We start from the raw sequence: 21396 nt of genomic DNA on the forward strand, positions 1-21396 counted from the left end.
CTATGCTTAATAGCCTACTAATTTCATCATTTTTCTTAAAAAGTACCTATTAATATACAATGAAAGAATAGGACTTTTTACACTTTCAATGAATTAACTATATTTGTGCCGGTGAAAATCACAATAGGTGGATTAAAAAGGACTTTTTGTAGGGAATATCAACCTAGATTAACTCATCATCGAAAGCATCTTATTTATTAAAATAATACATACTGTGAAGAAATTATTATTAGCAGTTGGCATTATCGCAACTATGTTTGCATGTCAACAACCACAAGCTCAACAAACAGCTTCTACTGAGACAGTAGCCTCAGCAATGAAAATTGCTTACATCAACAACGACAGTCTTTCTACATACTACAAGTTCGGTGAGGACAAGTACAATGAATTGCAAAAGAAAATGGAGAAAGCACAGAAGAGCTTACAAACTCGTGCTGTGAAACTTCAAGGAGAAATGCAAAACTTTGAGAAAAGAGCTAGAGCTGGTTTGATGTCTCAAAACGATATTCGTCAGAAACAAGAGCAATTGGGATTAAAGCAACAAGAATTACAAGCAGCTCAACAATCACAAGCACAAGGTTTGCAAGCTGAAGAAATTGCTATTCAAACTGAAGTAAGAAAAAGAGTAAAAGAATTCTTGGATAACTATTCTGCTGATAAAAACTACAGTATTGTATTGGGTTATAGCGATGGTGTTACATCTACTGTAATCTGGTCTACTCCAAATGTAGAAGACATTACACAAGATGTTATCGACGGTTTGAATAAAATCTACGAGGACGAGCAAAACGCTCAATCTTCTGAAGAAAAAGGTAAATAATCAAATCATTTGATTTGTTAATATATGATCCGCAATACATTCGTGTGTTGCGGATTTTTTTTATTATACCGAAATTTGTGAAAAATGAACTTCAATAGTTTCAACTATTTTTGATTTTATGAGTTAAGTGGTTGAATCTGCAATTTGAAATTAGATATGAACAATAAGAAACCATCATTTTTCGAAGGGTTTAAAGAACCTTTTGATATGGTCAATAAATTAAGAATTTGTTTTTACGGATTGGCAAGTATTTCTGTACCTTTTGCCTTATTTTGGTATTTACAGAATTCTTCCGAAGTAGTAGAAATAGAACCTGTCATTGATCCTCTAGGTGAAATTATTATTGCAATATTAGCCGTTTTAATTATTGGAGTTTCAATGGTAGAGTACAAAAAGTACAATAGTAAGCTGAAAGAAATTAGAAAGGAACCGTCACTTCCTTTTCGATTGACACTTTTATTGAAGGCTCAGTTTTTTAAGTTTATTCCTTTATCTATTCCTCCGATTATCGTAGCAGTACTGTATAGGTTAACCTTAGAACCTTTGGTTTTTGGTCTTTATGTGGTTTCGATGATCTTATTTGCAATGAGTAATCCAAGTATTCATAATGTGATCTCAGATTTAAGGTTAAAGAAAGAGGATAAACAAAATATGATGAATAATGTTCCGTTTGATCAAACGGATATGAAGTTGTAAACTTCGTTTTAATATTCTTTAATAGGAGAGCAATAAGGTTAATTCTTATTGCTTTTTTTATGCATAAGTTCCTGCTGGTCCTAAATACTTTGATGACCTATTAAAAGCTAGATAAGGGACAAAAATAATTGGTAAACAATAGAGCCCTACACTGAATATAGTTCCTTTACCAAAGCTCTTTGCTAATAAGGTACTGATATAAATGTATATCAGTATATTGATGATGGGAATAAATAAAAAGAAAATGTACCACCAAGGTTTTCCTACAATCTTTAATAGTACAATTTCACCATATATAGGTATAAATGCAGCCCAACCTGGTTTACCAGCTTTTTCAAAAAGTGACCAAGTTGAAATTAATGTGATAATTAATGATAGGAAGAATAATAAAGGGAAGATGTTATTAAAATCAAAGTTCATATTTCAAAAGTTTTAAAGCCAATAAAGAAATTATCTTTATTGGCTTTTTTATTAATGATCATCCTGTTGGACCAACATATCTTGTATCATTATCAAATGCCATTAGCACTCCAAAAACGAAGGGTAGTAAAAGTAATCCAATAGTATAGATTATATCCTTTCCGTAACTAGTAGCAAAAAGGTGTGTGACATAAATAAATAAAATGATGTTCACCACAGGGATTAAAAATAATAGAACCCACCACCATGGTTTGCCTACGATTTCTAAAAGTACAATTGCATTATAGATTGGGATAATAGATGCCCAACCGGGTTTACCAGCTTTTTCAAAAAGTTTCCAATACGCAAGTATGGACAGAACGATTACTGCGATATAAATAATCGTTCCCATAATACCATATGAGTTTTCCATAGTAAGAGAGCTATAGTTAGTTAAATTGAAATTTAATATATCATACAATATAATAAAAAAGCACTTTGATCTTCGTGATCAAAGTGCTTTTTTTCCTGAGTTTATACTCAAGTAAGAAATGATAATTGAATTGGTTGGTATCTCAAATATAGAGTCAATATTTCGATAATACAAATAATTACCCTAATCATCCAAAAATTCGATAATATATTCGCCGTTTTGTTGATAAAAGCGAATAATCATTCATTTATCTTAAGAATTTTTCAATTCATCTCTAAGAAATTTGGCAGTGTAGCTTTTCTTGCTTTTTGCGACCTGTTCTGGAGTACCTTTCGCAATGATTTGTCCACCACCTTTTCCTCCTTCTGGACCAAGATCGATGATATAATCCGATACTTTAATCACATCAAGGTTATGTTCGATGACCAATACCGTATTTCCTTTTTCTACTAATTGCTGTAATACATTTAATAGATGTTGGATATCTTCGAAGTGAAGACCCGTTGTAGGTTCATCAAGAATGTAGAATGTTCTACCAGTATCTTTCTTTGATAACTCTGTCGCTAGTTTCACTCTTTGTGCTTCACCACCTGATAAGGTTGTGGCATGTTGGCCTAAAGTGATATATCCTAATCCCACTTCTTTTAATGCCGTCAACTTTCTAAGAATTTTTGGATAGGCCTCAAAGAATTCTACTGCTTGATTCACTGTCATGTTTAGAACATCGGAAATCGATTTTCCTTTATAACGAATCTCTAGTGTTTCTCTATTGTAACGTTTGCCCTTACAGTCTTCACAATCGACATAGACATCCGGAAGGAAATCCATTTCGATTAACTTTTTACCTGCACCTTGACAAGTTTCGCAACGACCTCCTTTTACATTAAAAGAGAATCGGCCAGGTTTATATCCTCTAATCTTCGATTCGGGTAGATTTGTGAACAAAGATCTAATTTCAGAGAACATATCAGTATAAGTGGCAGGGTTGGAACGAGGTGTTCTACCGATAGGTGATTGATCTACCTCAATGACTTTATCGATAAAGTTTAGTCCTTCTACCGACTCGTATTCTTTAGGATTCTTCTTCGACTTATAGATTTTCTGATTTAAAATTGGATATAATGTATCATGAATTAGTGTAGATTTACCCGATCCAGATACACCCGTAACACAAATCATTTTACCCAAAGGAAAATCGACAGAAACGTTTCTTAGGTTGTTACCATTTGCTCCTTTGAGGGAGATAACATTACCACTTCCTTTTCTTCTTTGCTTAGGAACTTCAATAGCCAATTTCTCGCTTAGGTAGTCGGCAGTGGTAGTATGTTGTTTTAGGAATGATGATGGTTCTCCTGCAGCAACGACATTACCGCCATGTAAGCCTGCTTTTGGACCAATATCCAAAATATAATCTGAGGCCAGCATCATGTCTTTATCGTGTTCTACCACAATTACGGAGTTACCTAAATCTCTAAGATCTTGTAAGGCTTTAATTAGCTTCACATTGTCTCTTTGATGTAAACCGATACTTGGTTCATCTAAAATATACAATACGCCGACAAGCTGAGTACCAATCTGAGTAGCCAAACGAATACGTTGGGCTTCACCACCAGAAAGTGTTTTTAAAGATCTATTTAACGTGAGGTAATCTAGACCTACGTCTATCAAAAAGCCGGTACGTTTGCGAAGTTCTTTTAAAACTTCTGCACCAATGGTCTTTTGCCTTTCAGTTAAATCAGGATCCACATTATTGATCCAATCACCAAAAGCCTTGATATCCATTTCTGCTAACTCAGCTATATTTTTACCTGCAATTTTAAAATGCAGTGATTCTTTCTTTAATCGTTGTCCATTACAAGTGGGACATTTTTTGATGATCGTAAATTCCTCCGCCCAGTTTTTCACTTTATCAGAACTACTATTGGCGTGGCGTTTTAAAAATGGAATTACCCCTTCAAACTGCGTAATCCATGCTTTATCGTATTTGGAATCTTTGGCACTCAGTACCTCAATTTCTTCGTCAGAGCCGTAAAGTACAACCTCAATGGCTTCATCACTTAGCTCATTTATTGGAGTAGTTAACGAAAAGCCTCTTTGCTTAAGGTGTTGTTCGATCATCTTAAAAATATAGATATCACGATATTCACCAAGAGGAACGATTCCGCCACTGAAAATACTTTTGCTATCGTCTGGAATGACTGCTTCTTTCGTAATTTCCTCAATTTCTCCCAAGCCATTACACGTTGGGCAGGCACCGTAAGGAGAGTTGAAGGAGAACATGTTAGGAGCAGGTTCATCGTAGGAAATTCCTGATTTTGGGTCCATCAAAAACTTAGAGAAATACTTCACTTGTTCTTTTTTAGGAGCATCAGGGAAGAAGCATACAATAATACCTTTTCCTTCCTTCATTGCTGTTTTTATAGACTGAGCAATTCGGAAACGATCTTTTTCTACCACTTTTACACGATCGATAACCACCTCAATATCGTGAGTTTTGTATCGATCGACCTGCATTTTGGGTACAAGATCTTGTATCTCACCATCGATTCTCACTTTACTGTAACCTTGCTTGCGCAGTTGAACAAAAAGTTCTCTATAATGACCTTTTCTACCTTTAATCACAGGAGCAAGTATCACCATTTTTTGTTCATCAAAATGACTCATCAGAAACTCAATAATTTGATCTTCTGACTGCTTGATCATTTTTTCACCAGTCACATAAGAGAATGCTTCACCTGTTCTAGCATAAAGTAGACGGAGAAAATCATAAATCTCTGTAGTAGTACCCACCGTCGAACGCGGATTTCTTGATGTAGTCTTTTGTTCAATTGAAATCACAGGACTCAATCCTTCGATTTTATCGACATCAGGACGCTCCATATTTCCGATAAAGGAACGGGCATAGGCAGAGAAACTTTCCATATAACGTCTCTGACCTTCAGCATATATAGTATCGAATGCTAAGGATGATTTCCCACTTCCAGAAACCCCAGTAATAACTACCAGCTTATTTCTTGGAAATGTAAGGTCAAAATTCTTTAGGTTATTTTCTCTCGCACCATAAATGGCGATTTCCTCTTCAACGTAGGCTTCTGATTGCTGCTTCAATGTGATAGAAATGATGATGAAACGACAGTGAACAAGCTATCAACACACTGATTGAAAATGTTGATAACTTTTAGAATATCTAAATTAGTGAAAATACAATGAATTAGGAATAGGAAGGGTGGGTTTCTTTTGAGGGGGTGGTTTTATCTCTTGGTTTTTTGATGTTTGAAATAATTTTAGGTAGTAGGTAGTAGGTGTGGTTCGTGTAACTAGTTAAAAGTGTTTTTTCGTATAACCCATTTTTCGAACACATTGGTAGAATTTGAGTGGTTTAATATGGGGAAAAAATGATATCAGATTTTGATTTGAGTTCATTAGCGAAATACCTTTCCTTAGTTCCTTAGTTCCTTAGTTCCTTAGTTCCTTAGTTAAAAAACGAGGTCAGGAGACCTCTAACGTTTATGGGCACAAATGTCGCTATCGCTTAACATTTGCGCCAGCATTACTTCTTCCCTCTTACTTCTTACTTAAAAACGAGCGTTAAATTAGCTCCCTGCTACCTGCTTTTTCATCTTAAACTCATCCAACCCTTCTCCAAATCCATCTTTAATCTTCTCATAGGTTTCGAAACCAAAGTAATTAAAGAGTTTTTCCATAAGTTGAGTGGTGTTGATGTAGATCGGTAGATTTTTCCCTTCTTTGATGATTCTGTTTTCCATTTCCCCATAAAAAGCTTTGGCGATAGTGATAAGGTTTGGTGCTCCTAAACTTCCACTTTCGAACATTACCCATGCGATGCCGTGTCTATCTTCTTTGGTGTAATGACCTCCACAGCCAATGATTTCCCCATTACTATTTTCTACTACTAAGTAATTTTCATCGGTATAATTGTCTAAGAAATCGATTAGATACTCCTCGTCGTTAACATCAAAATATTTGGGGCAGTTGGAATGAAATATTTTTAAGATATCGTTTTTGTCTTCTGATTGATAAGATCTGAATTGCATGGTTTAATATTGTAGGTGATTAAAATCAAAGAATAAAAATAACTAAATATAGGTCAGAAAAGAACATTTGATTGCCTCTTTAAGTCAATAAGGAATTAAATAATTTAAAATCATTAAGGATACTAGTCCATAATATTGCTTTTCATCTTCTTATTCATACTTTTGTAACACTATAAACAGAGATGTCGCTAACCACGGAATCTCAACATACTATACAAGTATTCACATATTTACATAATATAAATATTTACCATGGCAAAAGGATTTTTCAGCGTACCTAAAGCTGTTAACGAACCGATCAAGAGCTATGCACCGGGTACACCTGAGCGTGCAGAATTACAAGCGAAAATCGAAGAGATGTCATCTCAGAAAATTGACATCCCAATGTACATTGGATCTCAAGAAGTTAGAACAGACAATTTAGGTACTTGTGTATCTCCTCACGATCACCAAAATGTTGTAGGTGAATATCATAAAGGCGATAAAGACCATGTAACTCAAGCAATCAACGCTGCTTTAGGCGCTAGAGAGGCTTGGGCTGAGTTGTCTTGGGAACACCGTGCTTCTATTTTCTTGAAAGCTGCGGATTTATTAGCTGGACCATACAGAGCAAAAATTAATGCTGCAACAGTTATTGGTCAGTCAAAAACTGCTCACCAAGCAGAGATTGATTCAGCATGTGAATTAATCGACTTCTTAAGATTTAACGTTCAATTCATGACTGAGATCTATCAGGATCAACCTGAATCAGCTCCAGGCATGTGGAATAGATTAGAATACCGTCCGTTAGAAGGTTTCATCTTCGCATTGACTCCATTTAACTTCACGGCTATCGCAGGTAACTTACCAACTGCTCCTGCAATGATGGGTAACACTATCGTTTGGAAGCCATCACACGATCAGATTTACTCTGCAAACGTATTGATGGAAGTATTCAAAGAAGCTGGTGTACCTGACGGTGTAATCAACCTTGTTTATGTTTCTGGTCCAGACGCAGGTGATGTGATCTTCAATCACCCAGAATTTGCTGGTCTTCACTTTACAGGTTCAACGGGCGTATTCCAAGATCTTTGGGCTACTATCGGTAACAACATCGCAAAGTACAATACATACCCTCGTATCGTAGGTGAAACAGGTGGTAAAGACTTTATCTTGGCACACAAATCAGCTACTCCAAAAGGTTTAGCCACTGCAATTACTCGTGGTGCATTCGAATTCCAAGGTCAGAAATGTTCTGCAGCTTCTCGTGTATATGTTCCTAATAACATGTGGGATGAAGTGAAAGGTTACATTATCGACGATGCGAACGATATCAAAAACAACCACATGGGTACTCCACATGATTTCAAAAACTTCTTTACTGCGGTAATCAACGAGAAGTCATTTGATAAATGTGCAGGTTATATCGACAGAGCGAATGCTTCTGACATGTGTGAAATCATCGCTGGTGGTGGATACGACAAGTCAAAAGGTTATTTCGTTGAGCCAACAATCATCGTAACTAAGGATCCTAACTACGAATCTATGGTAGAAGAGATCTTTGGACCAATCGTTACTATCTACGTTTACGATGCAGAGTATTTCGATGAGGCTATGTACTTGGTAAACAATACTTCGACTTACGCATTAACAGGTGCTATCTTCGCTCAAGATCGTTACGCGATTGAGTTGGCAACTAGCAAATTGTCGAATGCAGCAGGTAACTTCTACATCAATGACAAGCCAACAGGTGCAGTAGTAGGTCAACAACCTTTCGGTGGTTCTAGAGCATCAGGTACTAACGACAAAGCTGGTTCAGCAATCAACTTAATGCGTTGGACTACTCCAAGAACGTTGAAAGAAACATTTGTTCCTCCAACAGATTACAAATACCCATTCATGGGATAAATTTAAAGTGAAGAGTGAATAGGGAAGAGTGAAAAGCGATTTCTTGTTTATTTGGAACTTTACTATAGATGAAGGTCTAGCTTTCTTTGGAAGGCTAGGCCTTTTTTTAATTAAAAATGAAAAGTGAAAAACGTGAGATGTCGGGTTGAATTTGAAAATTTAGATCATTTTAAATAATTTCTTAGATTTGATAAACCAATTTTTAAGAACTCTTACTCTTCAATAGAGAAAATACTATTTTGGCAGTAACAATGTTAAACCTATAAACTGCTGACTCTAGCAATTTTATTTTTTAGAATTTGGGGTAAGAATTCAATTTTTAAACTACAGAGACAATCTATTATTCATCATAAACTAAAACTAAGAACAAACATGTTAAGGTTAACTCTATCGTGTATTTTTGTATTGAGCTTTTTAAGTTCATCTTTTTCTCAAAACTTATTTAATAGTAAAAAAAACAACCGTTTTATGTCCATGCTAAGAAGTAATTGGACGAATAATTATCTATTAAATAATAGTTCATCAAGGCTGAATCAAACATATAAATACAAGCTAGATCAAACAGAATTTTTCATCTATGATGATTCAAAAGAGGAATGGACTAATGATTATGGATATGTTAGAATAGAAGGGCAGTATAAAAATAATCAACTCATAGGGCTAACAGGCTTTAGTAAAAATAATAAAGGTGAAATTGTTGTAGAGGATAATATAAAACTTGAATATTCTGATCATCTTTTGACTTCGCTAATATTTGAACCTGAATCAGGTAAATATCGTACTGAAGACAAGTTATTCTATGATGATAACTCATTATTGATAAAGGTTGAGAATACTTGGTATGATGGTGATTTAGAGGAGACATGGTTTGTAACTAAATATGAGTACAATGATTTCCAACAGTTAGTACAAATTGATTACATAGAAGGGGGATATAGTGATTTATTTCAAACTTTGAGGTATAATATCTTTTACAATGAGAAAGAACAGGTAATCAAAGTGGAGAAATCAATATTTGATAGTGAGAAGCATCAGGAATTTGAGAAAGAGGAAATTAAATATTTAGAATATAATGAAGTTGGAAGTTTAAATAAGGAAACAGTATATAGTAAACATTTCGATAATGACAGTTGGATGGAAAATATCTATACATTGTCGGAATATCTTTATGATGATAATGAATTAGTGGTGATGAATTATAGTTTTTTAGTATCAGGTAAAGTACTGAGTTCGAAGAAAGTGTATGAATTTGATTTTGATTATAAAAGATCCGAAACTTTACACTTCTTTAATTTAGATATATGGGATTCTTATAATGACAGAAATCTAGGACAATTGGAATATTTCGCTAAACAATATACATTCTATCGCTTTACAAATAACGAATTTATTCCTATTGAAAAAGAAATATACTCTTACTCTGAAATTAAAGATGATCAAGAAGAAGGAGGAATTACTTCAACAATCAACTCAATAGAAAAAGACCTAGTTATTTACCCTAACCCGACGTCTAATACCCTCTATTTTAAAAACAGTACATTAGGTAATACTTCTACACTTCAACTAATCAATACTAACGGAACTGTTTATTCTTTTGAGAATGTATATCAAGGTTTGGATATATCTAATTTACCTAAAGGAATATATGTTTATAAGCTAATCGATGGAAACAACAATTTTCAAAAAGGAAAGGTGATTATTGAATAGAATATCTCAGAGAGATATAGATGAAGGTCTTGCTTTCTTTGGAAGGTTAGGCCTTTTTTTGAATTAAAAATGTAAAGTGAAAAATGAAAAACGTGAAATGTTAAGCTAACGCTCGTGGAATTATACAATAGTTTAATTAGTGACGCTGAATTTTACTTTTCCTCCTGTATTCATCTGTGCTAAACTATCACAGGCTTTGCTGTTAAGGTTCAATATTCTAAGATAACCTCCGGTGGTGGGTGCATCGGCCATCATAATAATTAAATCTCCACCACTTGTTAACTGCACTGTGCCTTTGACCATTCCTGAGGAAATTATTTCCTTCTGATCTCCCAATTCTATTTTCTCACCTTCTAATCGATAACCTATTCTGTTGATATCTTTTGATATTGTGAATTCGCTGTTGATAACTTTTTGTTTTTGTTGATCGGTCAGCAAATTCCATTCAGGGCCAACAAAACATTCCAAAAGATTTTCTGATGATATATTTCTGGCTTTAATAACACTGTGTCTTGTGGGTAATTGCTCAGGGCATAGCAAGGTGATACGATCCCCTTTTTGAAGTGCTCTACCAAAGTATCCACCAAATTTAGCAGGTAGGTAAGTAGAGGCACTGTTATATATTTTAGGGATATCAAGTACTCCTTTGAAAGCAAGATAACCGTAGGTGCCTTTTTTAGAAAAACCTATTTTTAACTGATCTCCTGGGTTTAAAGTGATGATTTTTCCTTGGGAATTGATTTTATCATTCACTTTGAGTTCCATATCGGCACCATAAAAAGAGACAGAAAATGGAATGTGAGCCAATAAAGTAATGCCTTTCATACACATTTCTATCATGGGTGCATTGGGATCATTACCCAATATAGCATTGGCGATATTGGCAGAGGTCACGTCCATGAATCCACTTACAGGAATTCCTTGATCTTGTACTCCCCAACGACCATTGTCCTGAATTGTAGAGAGAAATCCACCATCAATTATTTCGAAACTCATACGTTATTCTGGTTTAGCTGTTGAAATGTGGATAAGTCGATGATTTCGAACTTTACTTTATCACCCATTTTTACTTTTGGTGGCTGGTTGACTTCAAATATGGATAAAGGAGTTTGACCAATAATTTGCCAGCCTCCAGGTGTAGCCTGTGGGTAAATTCCCGTTTGTTGATCGGCCAACCCAACGGCTCCTGCAGGAATTTTTAATCTTGGTGTAGATTTACGAGGAATAAATAAACGAGGGTCTAAGCCTCCTAAGTACATAAAGCCGGGCGAAAATCCTAACATGTAAACGGTATATAAATTTGAAGTATGTAATTCTATAATTTCATCAATGGATACATCAAGTTGTTGGCTTACCTCTTCTAAATCTAACCCTAAAGTAGTATCATAACATACAGGAATTTCTACTATACGTTGTAGTGGTTGATTTTCTTTTTTATGAATATCAATGGATTGAATAATTTCAGAAAGTGAAGAGAAGTTGATTAAATCATCATCAAATTGAATAGTAATTGAAGTGTAGGCAGGGATTAAAGAAGTGATACCCTCCAAATGCCTATTGGATAAATATTGATAATACGCCTTTACTTTTTGATGAACTTCTTCAGAAATGATGTTTTCAAACTGAATGATCAAAGCCCTTTCCCCAAATTGTTTGATCTCCATATTATAAAATCGATTGAATTTGAATGTTTTCCTCAGACAACTTTTGAAACACAAATTGAAGTTCTTCCAAAGCTTCAGGAGTGTCTCCGTGGAAACAGATACTGTCGACAGGCATTGAAATGAACTCATCATTTTCATCAATTACTCTTTTGTTTTTGACGATCTCTTCTACTTGTTGCCAAACATCTTCTTTATCATGTATTACGGCATGATTTTCTGATCTAGCAACCAATTTTCCATTAGCAGTATAGCGTCTATCCGCAAATCCTTCTCTTATAAAAGTGATGTTTTTCTCCTTACAAAGTGTTTCCAAAATACTATTAGGCATACCCATTAAAGCGAACTGTCCATTGTAATTTTCTATCAATTTGATAATGATTTGAGCTGTTGAGCTATCATTCATTGCTTTATTATACAATGCCCCGTGTGGTTTGATATAATTCACTTTTACATTTAGTTCAGTAGCAATTTTTATCAAATCCTCACATTGTTTGATGAGGGAGGAGAGTAATGTTTTTGCATCAATATCCATTACTTTTCTTCCGAAATTCTCTCTATTTGGATAGCTAGGATGTGCTCCGATATTTACATTGTTTTTTTGAGCAAGAAGTAGGGTAGACCTCATGCTTTGTGTATCACCTGAATGACCACCACAAGCGATATTACAAGAGGAAACATAGCGTAGAAGTTGTTCATCGTATGGAAAACCTTCTCCTAAATCGGCATTAAGATCAATTTTTTTCAATAGCGTAATAGTTGTGATTTGTGCAAAGTAAATAAAAAACCACTTCAATTTCTTGAAGTGGTTTCAAAATCAATGTATTATTGATTACTGTCTTTCTAATTTCATATGAGCATTAGCCTCTACTTTTTGTGTAAAGTAGCCATTGTTGATTTCTTGAACTTTATTACTAGTAACCTCTAATTCTGTTTCTGTAAGTTTATCAATAATCATTAACTCAGGTAATCCATCAGCACCTTGTATGATAATATTCTCCTCATCGTCAAAGTCCCAATTTTGAGTACCTAGAATAGCTTGGTTTAAGAGAGTAATAATTGTACTACCATCTTCATCTAAGGTCTTAATATCAGTTGTACCTTTTGTTTCTACTGTTTTGTCAGTTTTAAATTCCATTGTGATATTGATATTCTCATAAACCACAATTTGATCAGGAAGTTCTGTTACTTCATCACCGTCAATAAGGGATATTTTCTGAGTGCTTTCAACAGCTTTCAGGTTCCAAGTACCATAAATGAGGTGATTTTCTTTGAGAAGGTCACTTACAGTTTCATTTCCAGAACAAGAGAATAATCCTAAAGTAAGTGCAATTAAAACTGCAGTAGTCGCTTTTTTTAGCATGATTAGTTTAAATAAAATATAAAAAAATGATTGTTTAAAAAATAAGAATTAACGCTCTAACTCCATGATTACGATATGTTCAGTAGAAAGCTCACCAAAATCATTTTCCATAACATGTTTAGCTACTATTTTATTAGGAGTGAGTGATGTTATTTCCCAATACTCTTCGAAAAATCCACCTTCAATAGCAAAATAGAGTTCATCAAGACTTTCGTTTACTTCCCAATAATCTGTACGATTATGTTGAACACCTCTTGCTGTTAAAATTATGTTTCCTTCTTCATCATACTGTTCCGAATCAGCAGTTCCCTCAACGATTAAGATATTATTGTCGAGAAATTGATAGGTCACATTAATATTAACCGCTTTAGTTTTTGTAGTTTCAACTGTATATCCCCAATCGGTTGTTGATGTTCCATTTAGTGCAGTTAATTGCCAAGTGCCTTTGATAGGATCGAGTTCTTCCTCAGTTTTATCATTCTCTGTACATGAAAATAGACTAAGAGTTAGCAAAATGAAGATTGCTGTAGTTACTTTTTTTAGCATGATTAGTTTAAATAAAATATAAAAAATGATTTGTTTGCTTAAATAAATACCAGTTCAGTAAGAGATTTTAATAGTTGAAAAAAAAGTAAGTTCTTTCTATGAATTGGTCTTTGTTTGCGGTGCTAATATATGTAATAAAAATATAAATTATTAAAAAATAGGGTGATATTATTCTATTCATCAATATCCAGTTCTCACTTCAATATCAATAAATTTACCTGTAACATTGTATAGCGATATTATAAATTAAGGCGTATAGAAGTTAAAAGAATCAATAAAAATGATTGATTATCTTCCTTTTTTATCTAAAAACTAACATTGTGATTTTAAAGAAAATGAATATCCATTAATCGAATATGTTCTTTTGATTAAAGTTTTATATTAAAAAATCAACAATACATTACATGTATGATAATTCACTCTATTCACTAAAAAAGAATTATTTCTATCATATATATGTATTAATAGTACACCAAGCATATACATTATGAAACTATCTGTTCTTTCAGCCTTAACTATTTTGCTTTTTTCTCTAATTGGATGTACTACTAATGATGATTCAAATTTATCTATAGATGTTGCTTCTCAAGTACAAGGTCAGTATGTGATTAATAGTTTTCAATTTGACGGTGATGGCGAAGCCCAACAAATCAGTGACGATACTGATAATTACATTTCTTTAATTAGACAAGGTGATAGTTTAGTTTCTGTACGTCTCGTTATGGAAACTGAAATTGTTGATTTTTCATGGAACCTTCAAGAACAAAAAGTAGATAATATTGGTAGAGAATCGTCTACTTACGAATTTGAAGTTGAGCCTGGGACAAGTAGTTTGAATAATATGCATTTGTATATTACAGAGGACAGACAGTTAAAGGCTGTGTTTACTCCTGCACTTCATCCTAATATTAAAACACTTTATGCTGGTATGTAGTATTTTAAAAGGTTAACACTAATCGCGGAACGATTTTGTTATTTTAACGTATTTAGTTGATATATAAATAATTATAACAAATATACTTCAACTATAAATGTTACGTAATAAACTTATTTGGGTAGTATCAATACCCCTTTTAACCGTCATAAATTCTTATGCGGATAATATAACAACCACTGATATATCACAACAGGAAGAATACTATTTTGACCATGATATTAACCTAACATTGGACAATGTTTCTGGAAAGAAAGTCATTCATATGGGTAATCATTCGGTGGCAACAATAAATGAATTGAATAGTAAAGGGCTCCATCTGGAAATATTTGGGGATGCCACTTTTTCTGGGCAAAACCTTTCTGGAGAAAATAATTACATTGGCGTAACTGGTCGATTATCTTTAAAGCAAGATGTAGTACATGTAAATGGGAAGTCTGACTCATTGGTAGTACTTAAGGAGATATTAAGCCCAGAAGGGGGAAAGGTAGTATTTAAATTCGATGTTCAAAATCAACAAGTAGCTACAGGTTTTAGATATTCTCTTCCTAAAAATTTCAATAAGGAAAAAATTACCTTTTTTCCTGAGTTGAAAAATAGTAAGAAAGCATCCAATTTTAAAGATATTACTTTACCAGTAGAGATGGTTTTTCTGCGATATAATAAAAAAGAGAATGAACTAGAATGGCAAACCGCTACTGAAATAAATAATGATTACTTTAAAATAGAGTATTCCGACGATAGGTTACATTGGAACGAATTGAATAAAGTAAAAGGATATGGAAACACCAAAGTGAAGAAAAATTATAAATATGCTTTAGGCTTTGAGAAGCATCAATTCTATCGAGTGGTTCAGACCGATTTTAATAAAAATTGCTCCATATTTAATGTAGAAGTGCCCTTTCAAAATGATAAGGAGTTGTCCATAAAAGTGATCAATGGACAGGTAAGTGTTCAAGGAAATTATGAAAAGACGAATTTATCTGTTTTTGATCAAAAAGGGACTATAATTTTTAATGGTGTGATTCATCAAAAAGATAAAATAGATGTTCCAAAGCGGCAGTTTTTAATACTTCAAGTTCAAAGTGGAAAGGATGTGCTCACAAAGAAATTGATGATTCAATCATAAAAAAAAGGATCAACACTAACTCAGTGTTGATCCTTTTTTGATATTGATGTACAGTCCTAAAATAACGATACACTAAAACAATCGTTATCATGGAAGAAAATAAAAATCAGTTCATTAAACGTACCCAAAAGGATTATCCAATGTCCTTAAAGCTTCAAATTGTCTCGGAAGTTGAAAACGGTCAACTAGGTCTTAAAGCAGCTCAACGTAAATATGGTATTCAAGGGAATCAAACTGTAAAGATTTGGTTACAAAAATATGGTAACTTTGACTGGAACCATAAAGTAAGTGCCATGAAGAAAAAAACACCTGAACAAGAGTTATTAGAGCTTAAACTTGAGTTGGAAACAGCAAAAAAGAAAATCAAACGATTAGAGGCTGAAGCAGAAAAAGCTGACCATAAATCAATTATTTTCGATATGATGATTGATTTGGCTGAAAAGGAATATAAAATTGATATAAGAAAAAACTCTTCACCCAAGTAGTAGACCATTTCAGAGGTGAGTATTCTAAAGGTGTAGAATATTCAAGTCAATTACTTGGGAAAGACCGTCAAGTGTATTACCGCTCTATTAAGCGAAAAGAAAAAGATCTGAAAATTTCTGAGCAAGTAGTATCACTCGTAGAAAACGTTAGAATAAAGTTACCCAACAGTGGTCATAGAATGTTGTACACTCTACTGTACTCTGATTTGAAATCTCTGGGTGTAGGACGAGATAAATTGCTGCAGATTTTGAAAGCCAATCACTTAGATATAAAACCTAAGAGAGCATATCATGTAACAACAGACTCAGATCATAGATTCAAAACTTATCCAGATTTGGTTGATGGCTTAGAAATTACTAGGCCTGAACAAGTCATGGTAGCTGATATTACATATGTTGGCACAAGAGATAACCCTTGGTATTTAGCTTTAATTACGGATGCTTATTCTAAAAAAATTATGGGATATGACTTATCTAGGTCGTTAGATAAGCAAGGTGCAATTAGGGCATTAAAAATGGCAATAAAACAACGTGAGTATAAGGGGGAAAAGTTAATTCATCACTCAGATAGAGGTGTACAGTATTGCAGCAAAGCTTATCAGAAATTGCTTAGAAAAGCAAAAATTATAACGAGTATGACTGAGACTTATGATCCATATAAAAATGCTATTGCAGAACGCATCAACAGAACCATAAAGCATGATTTTAATCTGAGTAAATATGTTAATTATGAAATGGTCTTTGAAGCATACTTAAAAGAATGTATAAAAACTTATAACTTAGTGCGACCTCATATGTCATGCTATATGAAAACACCAATTCAAATGCATAAAACAAGAGGAAAAAGAAGAAGAACTTACCAAAAGGTAAAGGTAAAAGCAACATAACAAATTTTAGAAACCTTTAATGGTGGAAATATGTTAGGCAAAAAAAGACCCAATAACTTTTAAATTATTGAGTCTTATATTTAAAATAAATTTAGTAAAAACCTGTATCGTTATTTCAGGACTTTACATGAATCTTATGTTATCTTCTACTACCTCCAAAGAAACGAAGCAAGTATAAGAATAAGTTGATAAAATCTAAGTATAAGCTTAATGCACCAAGAATAGCCATTTTGTTAGCAGATTCTCCATCCATCATTGCATAGCTCATTTCTTTTAATTTTTGTGTATCGTAAGCAATTAAACCTACAAATATCAATACACCTACAATAGAAATGATCCAATATAATCCACTACTACCAATAAATATATTTACGATAGATGCGATGATGATACCAAATAGTCCCATAATTAGTAAACTACCCCAAGAACTAAGATCTTTTTTGGTAGTCATACCATAAACACTCATTCCTACAAATGTACCTGCAGTAATAAAGAATGTACTTACTATGGAATTAATATCATATATGTAGAAGATACTTGATAAAGTAGCTCCTGTTAATGCAGAGTATAAAATAAATAGAACTGTAGCCGTCGCAGACGACATTCTATTTATTGCTCCGCTAATTGCAAATACTAAACCTAATTGTGCGATAATTAATCCCCATCTAAATTGTGCCACCATTTGAACATATTCATAGGTATTGGCAATAAACATAGCTGTAAGGGCAGTAATCACAAGACCGATACTCATTCGACCATATACTTTGGTCATGAATGAACTCTGCGCACTAGATATTTCAACATCAGAATATCTTCGTGCTCCGAAATTTTGATAGTTTGTCTCTCTCATTTTTTTGTCATTTATGATATAAAAACGATTTGTAATATTCAAAGGTTACATTGTACCATAATTGCGGGCACCAAAAATGGCACTTCCCACTCTTATCATTGTACTTCCTTCTTCTACAGCAATTTGATAATCGCCACTCATTCCCATAGAAATTTCTGATAATGCTACATTATCAAGAGCATTGAAAGAGCTCTTTAACTCTTCGAAAAGTGATTTTAAAGAAGCAAACTCTTTTCTCACCTGATTTTGGTCAGATGTATTTGTTGCCATTCCCATCACTCCAATTACTCTCACGTTGGTCATCTCCTTAAATTCATCAGAAGATAAAAATGATGTCAATTCCTCTTTATCAAAACCGAACTTTGTTTCTTCCTCTGCTATGAATACTTGAAGTAACACATCGATAATACGCTCATTTTGGGTTGCACGTTTCTGTACTTCTTTTAAAAGTCGAGGACTATCAATTGAATGAATTAAAGAAACAAAAGGGGCGATATATTTTACCTTATTTCTCTGTAGGTGACCGATCATGTGCCACTGAATATCTTTTGGAAGTGTTTCACTCTTTTCGACAAGTTCTTGCACTTTATTTTCACCAAAGATACGTTGTCCAGCATCGTAAGCTTCTTGCAATAACTCATTAGGTTTGGTTTTACTAACCGCTACCAATTTACAGTCTGTACCGTCAAGCTTTTGGTTATATGATTTTATATTTTCTGCTATAGACATGATCTATTTTTGTTTTGTAATCAACATAAATAAGAAGGTTGCAAATACACCAAACATAAGCATACCAATTGCTTGATCTACTGCCAAAGTGTCAGCAGATAATTGACCTAATTTCTCTATTTGTGCATTATACTCAGTTTCACCTAATGTTTCTATTATTTGAGTTTTTCCTTCTACCATCATCATTTTCAATTCTGTTGCATGTCTTTCGATGATTTCTCGTCCCATTTTTTCGGTACTTAATATCACCTGAAGAAGAATGCCATAGATTGTAGAAGCAATTAGGTTTAAGGTCATACCAATAATTACCCCTTGTGGTCCTTGCATCCTTCCATTGTTCAGTTTAATTCTGAAATAGCTCATGGCTCCAGCAAAGGTTAAACCATAAATAGGGAAATAGATGTATTTCCATTTACCAAAGGCATTTAAATCTAAACCATAAAGTAATAAGGTATAACTGATGCATAAAAGAGATGCGATTACACCAAAAATAGCTCCTACACGGAATAACTCAGGCCTAATAAATTTTACAGTTTTTTCTGTAGTATTTGTTTGTTCTTTCATAATGATGATTTAATGCCCACAAAAATACAGCATACTTTATACAGTGTGGCAAAAAATAGGATAAAATTGGTTGGAATTATAATAGGTAAGCAGAGATTTTATAATCTGATTAATAATAGAGTAAAATCATCGTCCATGGCTTTTTTACCCATAAAGCCATAAATATCTTCTAAGATTTTATTGGCAATCTCTTTTAAAGGTAATTCGTGATATTCTTCGATGATTTTTTTCATATGCTCATATCCATACTCATCGATACCGTTTTTACTTCTAGCTTCAGTAATACCGTCGGTATATAAAATCATTAAATCGCCGTGATTGTATTTGATTTCATGGTTATGGATAAACTTGCTGTAAGAGTTGTTTCTTACAATACCAAGTCCTAAGCCTCTATTTTCTAAGAATTGAGCTTCTTGTTTTTCTGTGTCGTAATATAAAGTTGGACAGTGGCCTGCTCTTGCAAAATCCACTTTCATTTCGTCAGTATTTACATGCAGATAAGTCGCTGTAATGAAAGTATCTCTCTGAATACATCCCGTTAAAGCAGCATTGGCTTTTGTAAAGAATTCATCAGGTTTAATACTTTCTTCTCTAGCTAACGACTGATAAATGCCTTTCATTTGCGCCATATTAAAGGCTGCTTTAGGTCCTTTACCAGAAACATCGGCAATAATAAAACTCACTTCATGGTCATTGAGACGGTGCATATCGTAATAATCACCACCTACTACAATTGCAGGTTCCCAAGTCACATAAACTTCTATATTTTCGTTGATTTCTAAACTCTTCGGCATCAATGCTTCTTGCGTTTGTTTGGCAATTTGCATTGAGTTTTTGTATACCTCATTTTTTACTGCTTTTGAGAGTAAATCGAGGTTGAAAAGCGCAATTCCTGCTTGAGCCACATAAGTATTCACCGTAGACTGCATTACAGAATCGATGGAATTGTGTAGCCTTTTAACCAATATCAAAGAATCTCTTACCTGTTGATCTACAATAATTGGTATCGCTAGGATTGAACGGTAATTTCTATTGGCGTTCTCTTTTCTGAAATAAGGTTGATAGTTCAATTTAAGAGGTGCACCTCCATTATAAGGAGCGTTTCTTAGATCTGAAAGCACTTGTCTAACATCCTCCTCGTCAATACCCGTAACAACTTTTACTTCGTAGTCATTACTCATAATCCATCCAGCATCAGCTTGAATGCTTTTTAAAGAACTGTTGAGTAATACTCTATATACATCAGATTCTTTTTTCCCGTCTCTTACAGCTAAACTTAGATTTCTGAAACTAGAAATTTCTTGTTCTTTTTTCTCGAAAACACTTGATGTTGGTAAACTAAACAACATAAACAAGGTAGAAGAGGCTGCGTAAACAAATACAAAAATTAATAATGTTAGCGGGAATAAGTTCTTGACGATATCATCAGAGACTAAGGATTGCTCGTAGAAATAGAATTTTAAACTGGCAACAAAATAACTTAAAGCTAATATGATAAAGCCCAATTTAAATATTCCTTGAATTTTCTGCTGGAAATTTAAGTGAGGTACCCATCTTACATTCACTGATATCATTAAAATCCATAGCGTAAGGAAAATACTTGGGATTTTAAAATAGACATCGATGGTCCCAATTCTAAAGAAGTGAGCCACCATGGTAATACCTAAAAATATTTCGAACAAAAGCCACGTATAGTGCGTAAAGCGTGTCTGTTCAAACAAGATGAGCTTTTTCCAAGTTACAAAGGTACTGATCAGCAAAGTCATCAGTAAGGTAAACTCCACATGGAAAAATATGGCATATAGGACGGGTAGATTGTATTCTAAATCGTCTCTAAGCCACGTTAACAGAATATTTACTCCCATAGAGAGTAAGGTGGAGAGCAAAGCAACGACAAATATTTGCCAGAGCAGTCCTTGGAAATCCCTTTCTTTGGGTTGAAAAAAGATCCAAATATTAAAATAGGTGGTAATGATCCACACATTTAATATTAAACCTTTAACAAAAGAAGGGAAAGGAGCATGAGGAATTTGTTCATCCGTTAAATATTGTTCTTGTACGCCTATGAAAAGAAGTAGCACCCAACTGATAATACAGACAATGGTACTTATTCTTTTTACGCTATTGTAGCTGAACATTTCGGATATTTTTACAGCTCCTTTAATAATAAATTAAAATTTAATTTTGAAATTCAATCAAATGGTTCATCAAGACAATAAAAGAATATATATTGCATATCCGATTTTGTATT

Annotated in this window: 20 protein-coding genes and 1 pseudogene; 8 read left to right on the forward strand and 13 right to left on the reverse strand. The window is 33.7% G+C overall.

Annotation, left to right across the window (positions count from 1 at the left end; all coding sequences use genetic code 11):
- Window positions 1-214 precede the first annotated feature (214 nt).
- Both KMW28_RS01855 and KMW28_RS01860 read left to right on the forward strand, forming a co-directional pair.
- Window positions 215-820, forward strand: coding sequence for an OmpH family outer membrane protein (locus KMW28_RS01855; protein ID WP_066210590.1), 606 nt, complete (start codon window positions 215-217; stop codon window positions 818-820).
- 156 nt (window positions 821-976) lie between these two features.
- Entirely contained in the window at window positions 977-1516 is a 540-nt protein-coding gene (locus tag KMW28_RS01860) for a hypothetical protein (protein WP_169664730.1), read from the forward strand.
- Between the two features lie 57 nt (window positions 1517-1573).
- Here KMW28_RS01860 and KMW28_RS01865 read toward each other — a convergent pair whose 3' ends face one another.
- The 4 genes from KMW28_RS01865 to KMW28_RS01880 all read right to left on the reverse strand — a co-directional run bounded on the left by KMW28_RS01865 (window position 1574) and on the right by KMW28_RS01880 (window position 6403).
- Window positions 1574-1936 (reverse strand): DUF5684 domain-containing protein, encoded by a 363-nt coding sequence (locus KMW28_RS01865; protein WP_169664729.1) that lies wholly within the window; start codon window positions 1934-1936, stop codon window positions 1574-1576.
- 58 nt (window positions 1937-1994) lie between these two features.
- Window positions 1995-2348 (reverse strand): DUF5684 domain-containing protein, encoded by a 354-nt coding sequence (locus tag KMW28_RS01870; protein WP_066210586.1) that lies wholly within the window; start codon window positions 2346-2348, stop codon window positions 1995-1997.
- Window positions 2349-2600: 252 nt separating this feature from the next.
- Window positions 2601-5456 carry an excinuclease ABC subunit UvrA gene (uvrA, locus tag KMW28_RS01875; protein WP_205958199.1) on the reverse strand — a complete coding sequence of 952 codons (2856 nt, stop codon included), beginning with the start codon at window positions 5454-5456 and terminating at the stop codon, window positions 2601-2603.
- A gap of 485 nt (window positions 5457-5941) precedes the next feature.
- Entirely contained in the window at window positions 5942-6403 is a 462-nt protein-coding gene (locus KMW28_RS01880; protein WP_169664728.1) for an N-acetyltransferase, read from the reverse strand.
- Window positions 6404-6655: 252 nt separating this feature from the next.
- Here KMW28_RS01880 and pruA point away from each other — a divergent pair, with 252 nt between their 5' ends.
- Together pruA and KMW28_RS01890 are read left to right on the forward strand one after the other, a co-directional pair.
- Window positions 6656-8290: an L-glutamate gamma-semialdehyde dehydrogenase gene (pruA, locus tag KMW28_RS01885; RefSeq protein ID WP_066210580.1), complete on the forward strand. Its 1635-nt coding sequence runs from the start codon at window positions 6656-6658 to the stop codon at window positions 8288-8290.
- Window positions 8291-8758: 468 nt separating this feature from the next.
- Window positions 8759-9997 (forward strand): T9SS type A sorting domain-containing protein, encoded by a 1239-nt coding sequence (locus KMW28_RS01890; RefSeq protein ID WP_183363954.1) that lies wholly within the window; start codon window positions 8759-8761, stop codon window positions 9995-9997.
- 132 nt (window positions 9998-10129) lie between these two features.
- Here the strand turns inward: KMW28_RS01890 and KMW28_RS01895 are convergent, their stop codons facing one another.
- The 5 genes from KMW28_RS01895 to KMW28_RS01915 are packed head-to-tail and all read right to left on the reverse strand — an operon-like array spanning window position 10130 to window position 13567.
- Window positions 10130-10993 carry a 5-oxoprolinase subunit C family protein gene (locus tag KMW28_RS01895; protein WP_169664726.1) on the reverse strand — a complete coding sequence of 288 codons (864 nt, stop codon included), beginning with the start codon at window positions 10991-10993 and terminating at the stop codon, window positions 10130-10132.
- On the reverse strand, window positions 10990-11661 hold the full coding sequence (pxpB, locus tag KMW28_RS01900; protein ID WP_169664725.1) for a 5-oxoprolinase subunit PxpB: 672 nt from the start codon (window positions 11659-11661) through the stop codon (window positions 10990-10992). Before pxpB ends, KMW28_RS01895 begins: the two co-directional genes overlap by 4 nt.
- Window position 11662: 1 nt before the next feature.
- The gene (gene pxpA / locus KMW28_RS01905; RefSeq protein ID WP_215585783.1) at window positions 11663-12454 is read right to left on the reverse strand and encodes a 5-oxoprolinase subunit PxpA; all 792 of its coding nucleotides are present in this window, start codon (window positions 12452-12454) and stop codon (window positions 11663-11665) included.
- Window positions 12455-12490: 36 nt separating this feature from the next.
- Window positions 12491-13021 (reverse strand): DUF5004 domain-containing protein, encoded by a 531-nt coding sequence (locus KMW28_RS01910; protein WP_169664723.1) that lies wholly within the window; start codon window positions 13019-13021, stop codon window positions 12491-12493.
- 48 nt (window positions 13022-13069) lie between these two features.
- Window positions 13070-13567 (reverse strand): hypothetical protein, encoded by a 498-nt coding sequence (locus tag KMW28_RS01915; protein ID WP_169664722.1) that lies wholly within the window; start codon window positions 13565-13567, stop codon window positions 13070-13072.
- Window positions 13568-14054: 487 nt separating this feature from the next.
- On the opposite strand from KMW28_RS01915, the gene KMW28_RS01920 reads away from it, so the two are divergent.
- The 4 genes and pseudogenes from KMW28_RS01920 to KMW28_RS01935 all read left to right on the forward strand — a co-directional run.
- Complete coding sequence (locus tag KMW28_RS01920) at window positions 14055-14501, forward strand: hypothetical protein (RefSeq protein ID WP_169664721.1); 447 nt, start codon at window positions 14055-14057, stop codon at window positions 14499-14501.
- A gap of 97 nt (window positions 14502-14598) precedes the next feature.
- Window positions 14599-15630, forward strand: coding sequence for a hypothetical protein (locus KMW28_RS01925; protein ID WP_169664720.1), 1032 nt, complete (start codon window positions 14599-14601; stop codon window positions 15628-15630).
- Window positions 15631-15719: 89 nt separating this feature from the next.
- The gene (locus tag KMW28_RS01930) at window positions 15720-16115 is read left to right on the forward strand and encodes a transposase (protein ID WP_205958251.1); all 396 of its coding nucleotides are present in this window, start codon (window positions 15720-15722) and stop codon (window positions 16113-16115) included.
- 41 nt (window positions 16116-16156) lie between these two features.
- Window positions 16157-17002, forward strand: a pseudogene (locus KMW28_RS01935) (IS3 family transposase); the annotation flags it as partial.
- A 139-nt stretch (window positions 17003-17141) separates the two neighbouring features.
- On the opposite strand, the gene KMW28_RS01940 reads toward KMW28_RS01935, so the two are convergent.
- From KMW28_RS01940 to KMW28_RS01955, 4 genes are all read right to left on the reverse strand, one after another.
- Window positions 17142-17852, reverse strand: coding sequence for a Bax inhibitor-1/YccA family protein (locus tag KMW28_RS01940; protein ID WP_169667050.1), 711 nt, complete (start codon window positions 17850-17852; stop codon window positions 17142-17144).
- A gap of 45 nt (window positions 17853-17897) precedes the next feature.
- Entirely contained in the window at window positions 17898-18581 is a 684-nt protein-coding gene (locus tag KMW28_RS01945; protein ID WP_169667048.1) for a YggS family pyridoxal phosphate-dependent enzyme, read from the reverse strand.
- A 3-nt stretch (window positions 18582-18584) separates the two neighbouring features.
- On the reverse strand, window positions 18585-19145 hold the full coding sequence (locus KMW28_RS01950) for a DUF4199 domain-containing protein (protein WP_169667046.1): 561 nt from the start codon (window positions 19143-19145) through the stop codon (window positions 18585-18587).
- Between the two features lie 98 nt (window positions 19146-19243).
- Entirely contained in the window at window positions 19244-21283 is a 2040-nt protein-coding gene (locus KMW28_RS01955) for a PP2C family protein-serine/threonine phosphatase (protein WP_169667044.1), read from the reverse strand.
- Window positions 21284-21396: the final 113 nt, after the last annotated feature.

Source organism: Flammeovirga yaeyamensis, from assembly GCF_018736045.1.
GTDB classification, from domain to species: domain Bacteria; phylum Bacteroidota; class Bacteroidia; order Cytophagales; family Flammeovirgaceae; genus Flammeovirga; species Flammeovirga yaeyamensis.

What these genes read in the sequence shown, in the direction of transcription:
- KMW28_RS01860 (WP_169664730.1), top strand. Translation starts at nt 977, where the DNA reads ATGAACAATAAGAAACCATCATTTTTCGAAGGGTTTAAAGAACCTTTT.
- KMW28_RS01865 (WP_169664729.1), bottom strand. Translation starts at nt 1,936, where the DNA reads ATGAACTTTGATTTTAATAACATCTTCCCTTTATTATTCTTCCTATCA.
- KMW28_RS01870 (WP_066210586.1), bottom strand. Translation starts at nt 2,348, where the DNA reads ATGGAAAACTCATATGGTATTATGGGAACGATTATTTATATCGCAGTA.
- KMW28_RS01880 (WP_169664728.1), bottom strand. Translation starts at nt 6,403, where the DNA reads ATGCAATTCAGATCTTATCAATCAGAAGACAAAAACGATATCTTAAAA.
- pruA (WP_066210580.1), top strand. Translation starts at nt 6,656, where the DNA reads ATGGCAAAAGGATTTTTCAGCGTACCTAAAGCTGTTAACGAACCGATC.
- KMW28_RS01890 (WP_183363954.1), top strand. Translation starts at nt 8,759, where the DNA reads ATGTCCATGCTAAGAAGTAATTGGACGAATAATTATCTATTAAATAAT.
- KMW28_RS01895 (WP_169664726.1), bottom strand. Translation starts at nt 10,993, where the DNA reads ATGAGTTTCGAAATAATTGATGGTGGATTTCTCTCTACAATTCAGGAC.
- pxpB (WP_169664725.1), bottom strand. Translation starts at nt 11,661, where the DNA reads ATGGAGATCAAACAATTTGGGGAAAGGGCTTTGATCATTCAGTTTGAA.
- KMW28_RS01910 (WP_169664723.1), bottom strand. Translation starts at nt 13,021, where the DNA reads ATGCTAAAAAAAGCGACTACTGCAGTTTTAATTGCACTTACTTTAGGA.
- KMW28_RS01915 (WP_169664722.1), bottom strand. Translation starts at nt 13,567, where the DNA reads ATGCTAAAAAAAGTAACTACAGCAATCTTCATTTTGCTAACTCTTAGT.
- KMW28_RS01920 (WP_169664721.1), top strand. Translation starts at nt 14,055, where the DNA reads ATGAAACTATCTGTTCTTTCAGCCTTAACTATTTTGCTTTTTTCTCTA.
- KMW28_RS01925 (WP_169664720.1), top strand. Translation starts at nt 14,599, where the DNA reads ATGTTACGTAATAAACTTATTTGGGTAGTATCAATACCCCTTTTAACC.
- KMW28_RS01930 (WP_205958251.1), top strand. Translation starts at nt 15,720, where the DNA reads ATGGAAGAAAATAAAAATCAGTTCATTAAACGTACCCAAAAGGATTAT.
- KMW28_RS01940 (WP_169667050.1), bottom strand. Translation starts at nt 17,852, where the DNA reads ATGAGAGAGACAAACTATCAAAATTTCGGAGCACGAAGATATTCTGAT.
- KMW28_RS01945 (WP_169667048.1), bottom strand. Translation starts at nt 18,581, where the DNA reads ATGTCTATAGCAGAAAATATAAAATCATATAACCAAAAGCTTGACGGT.
- KMW28_RS01950 (WP_169667046.1), bottom strand. Translation starts at nt 19,145, where the DNA reads ATGAAAGAACAAACAAATACTACAGAAAAAACTGTAAAATTTATTAGG.
- KMW28_RS01955 (WP_169667044.1), bottom strand. Translation starts at nt 21,283, where the DNA reads ATGTTCAGCTACAATAGCGTAAAAAGAATAAGTACCATTGTCTGTATT.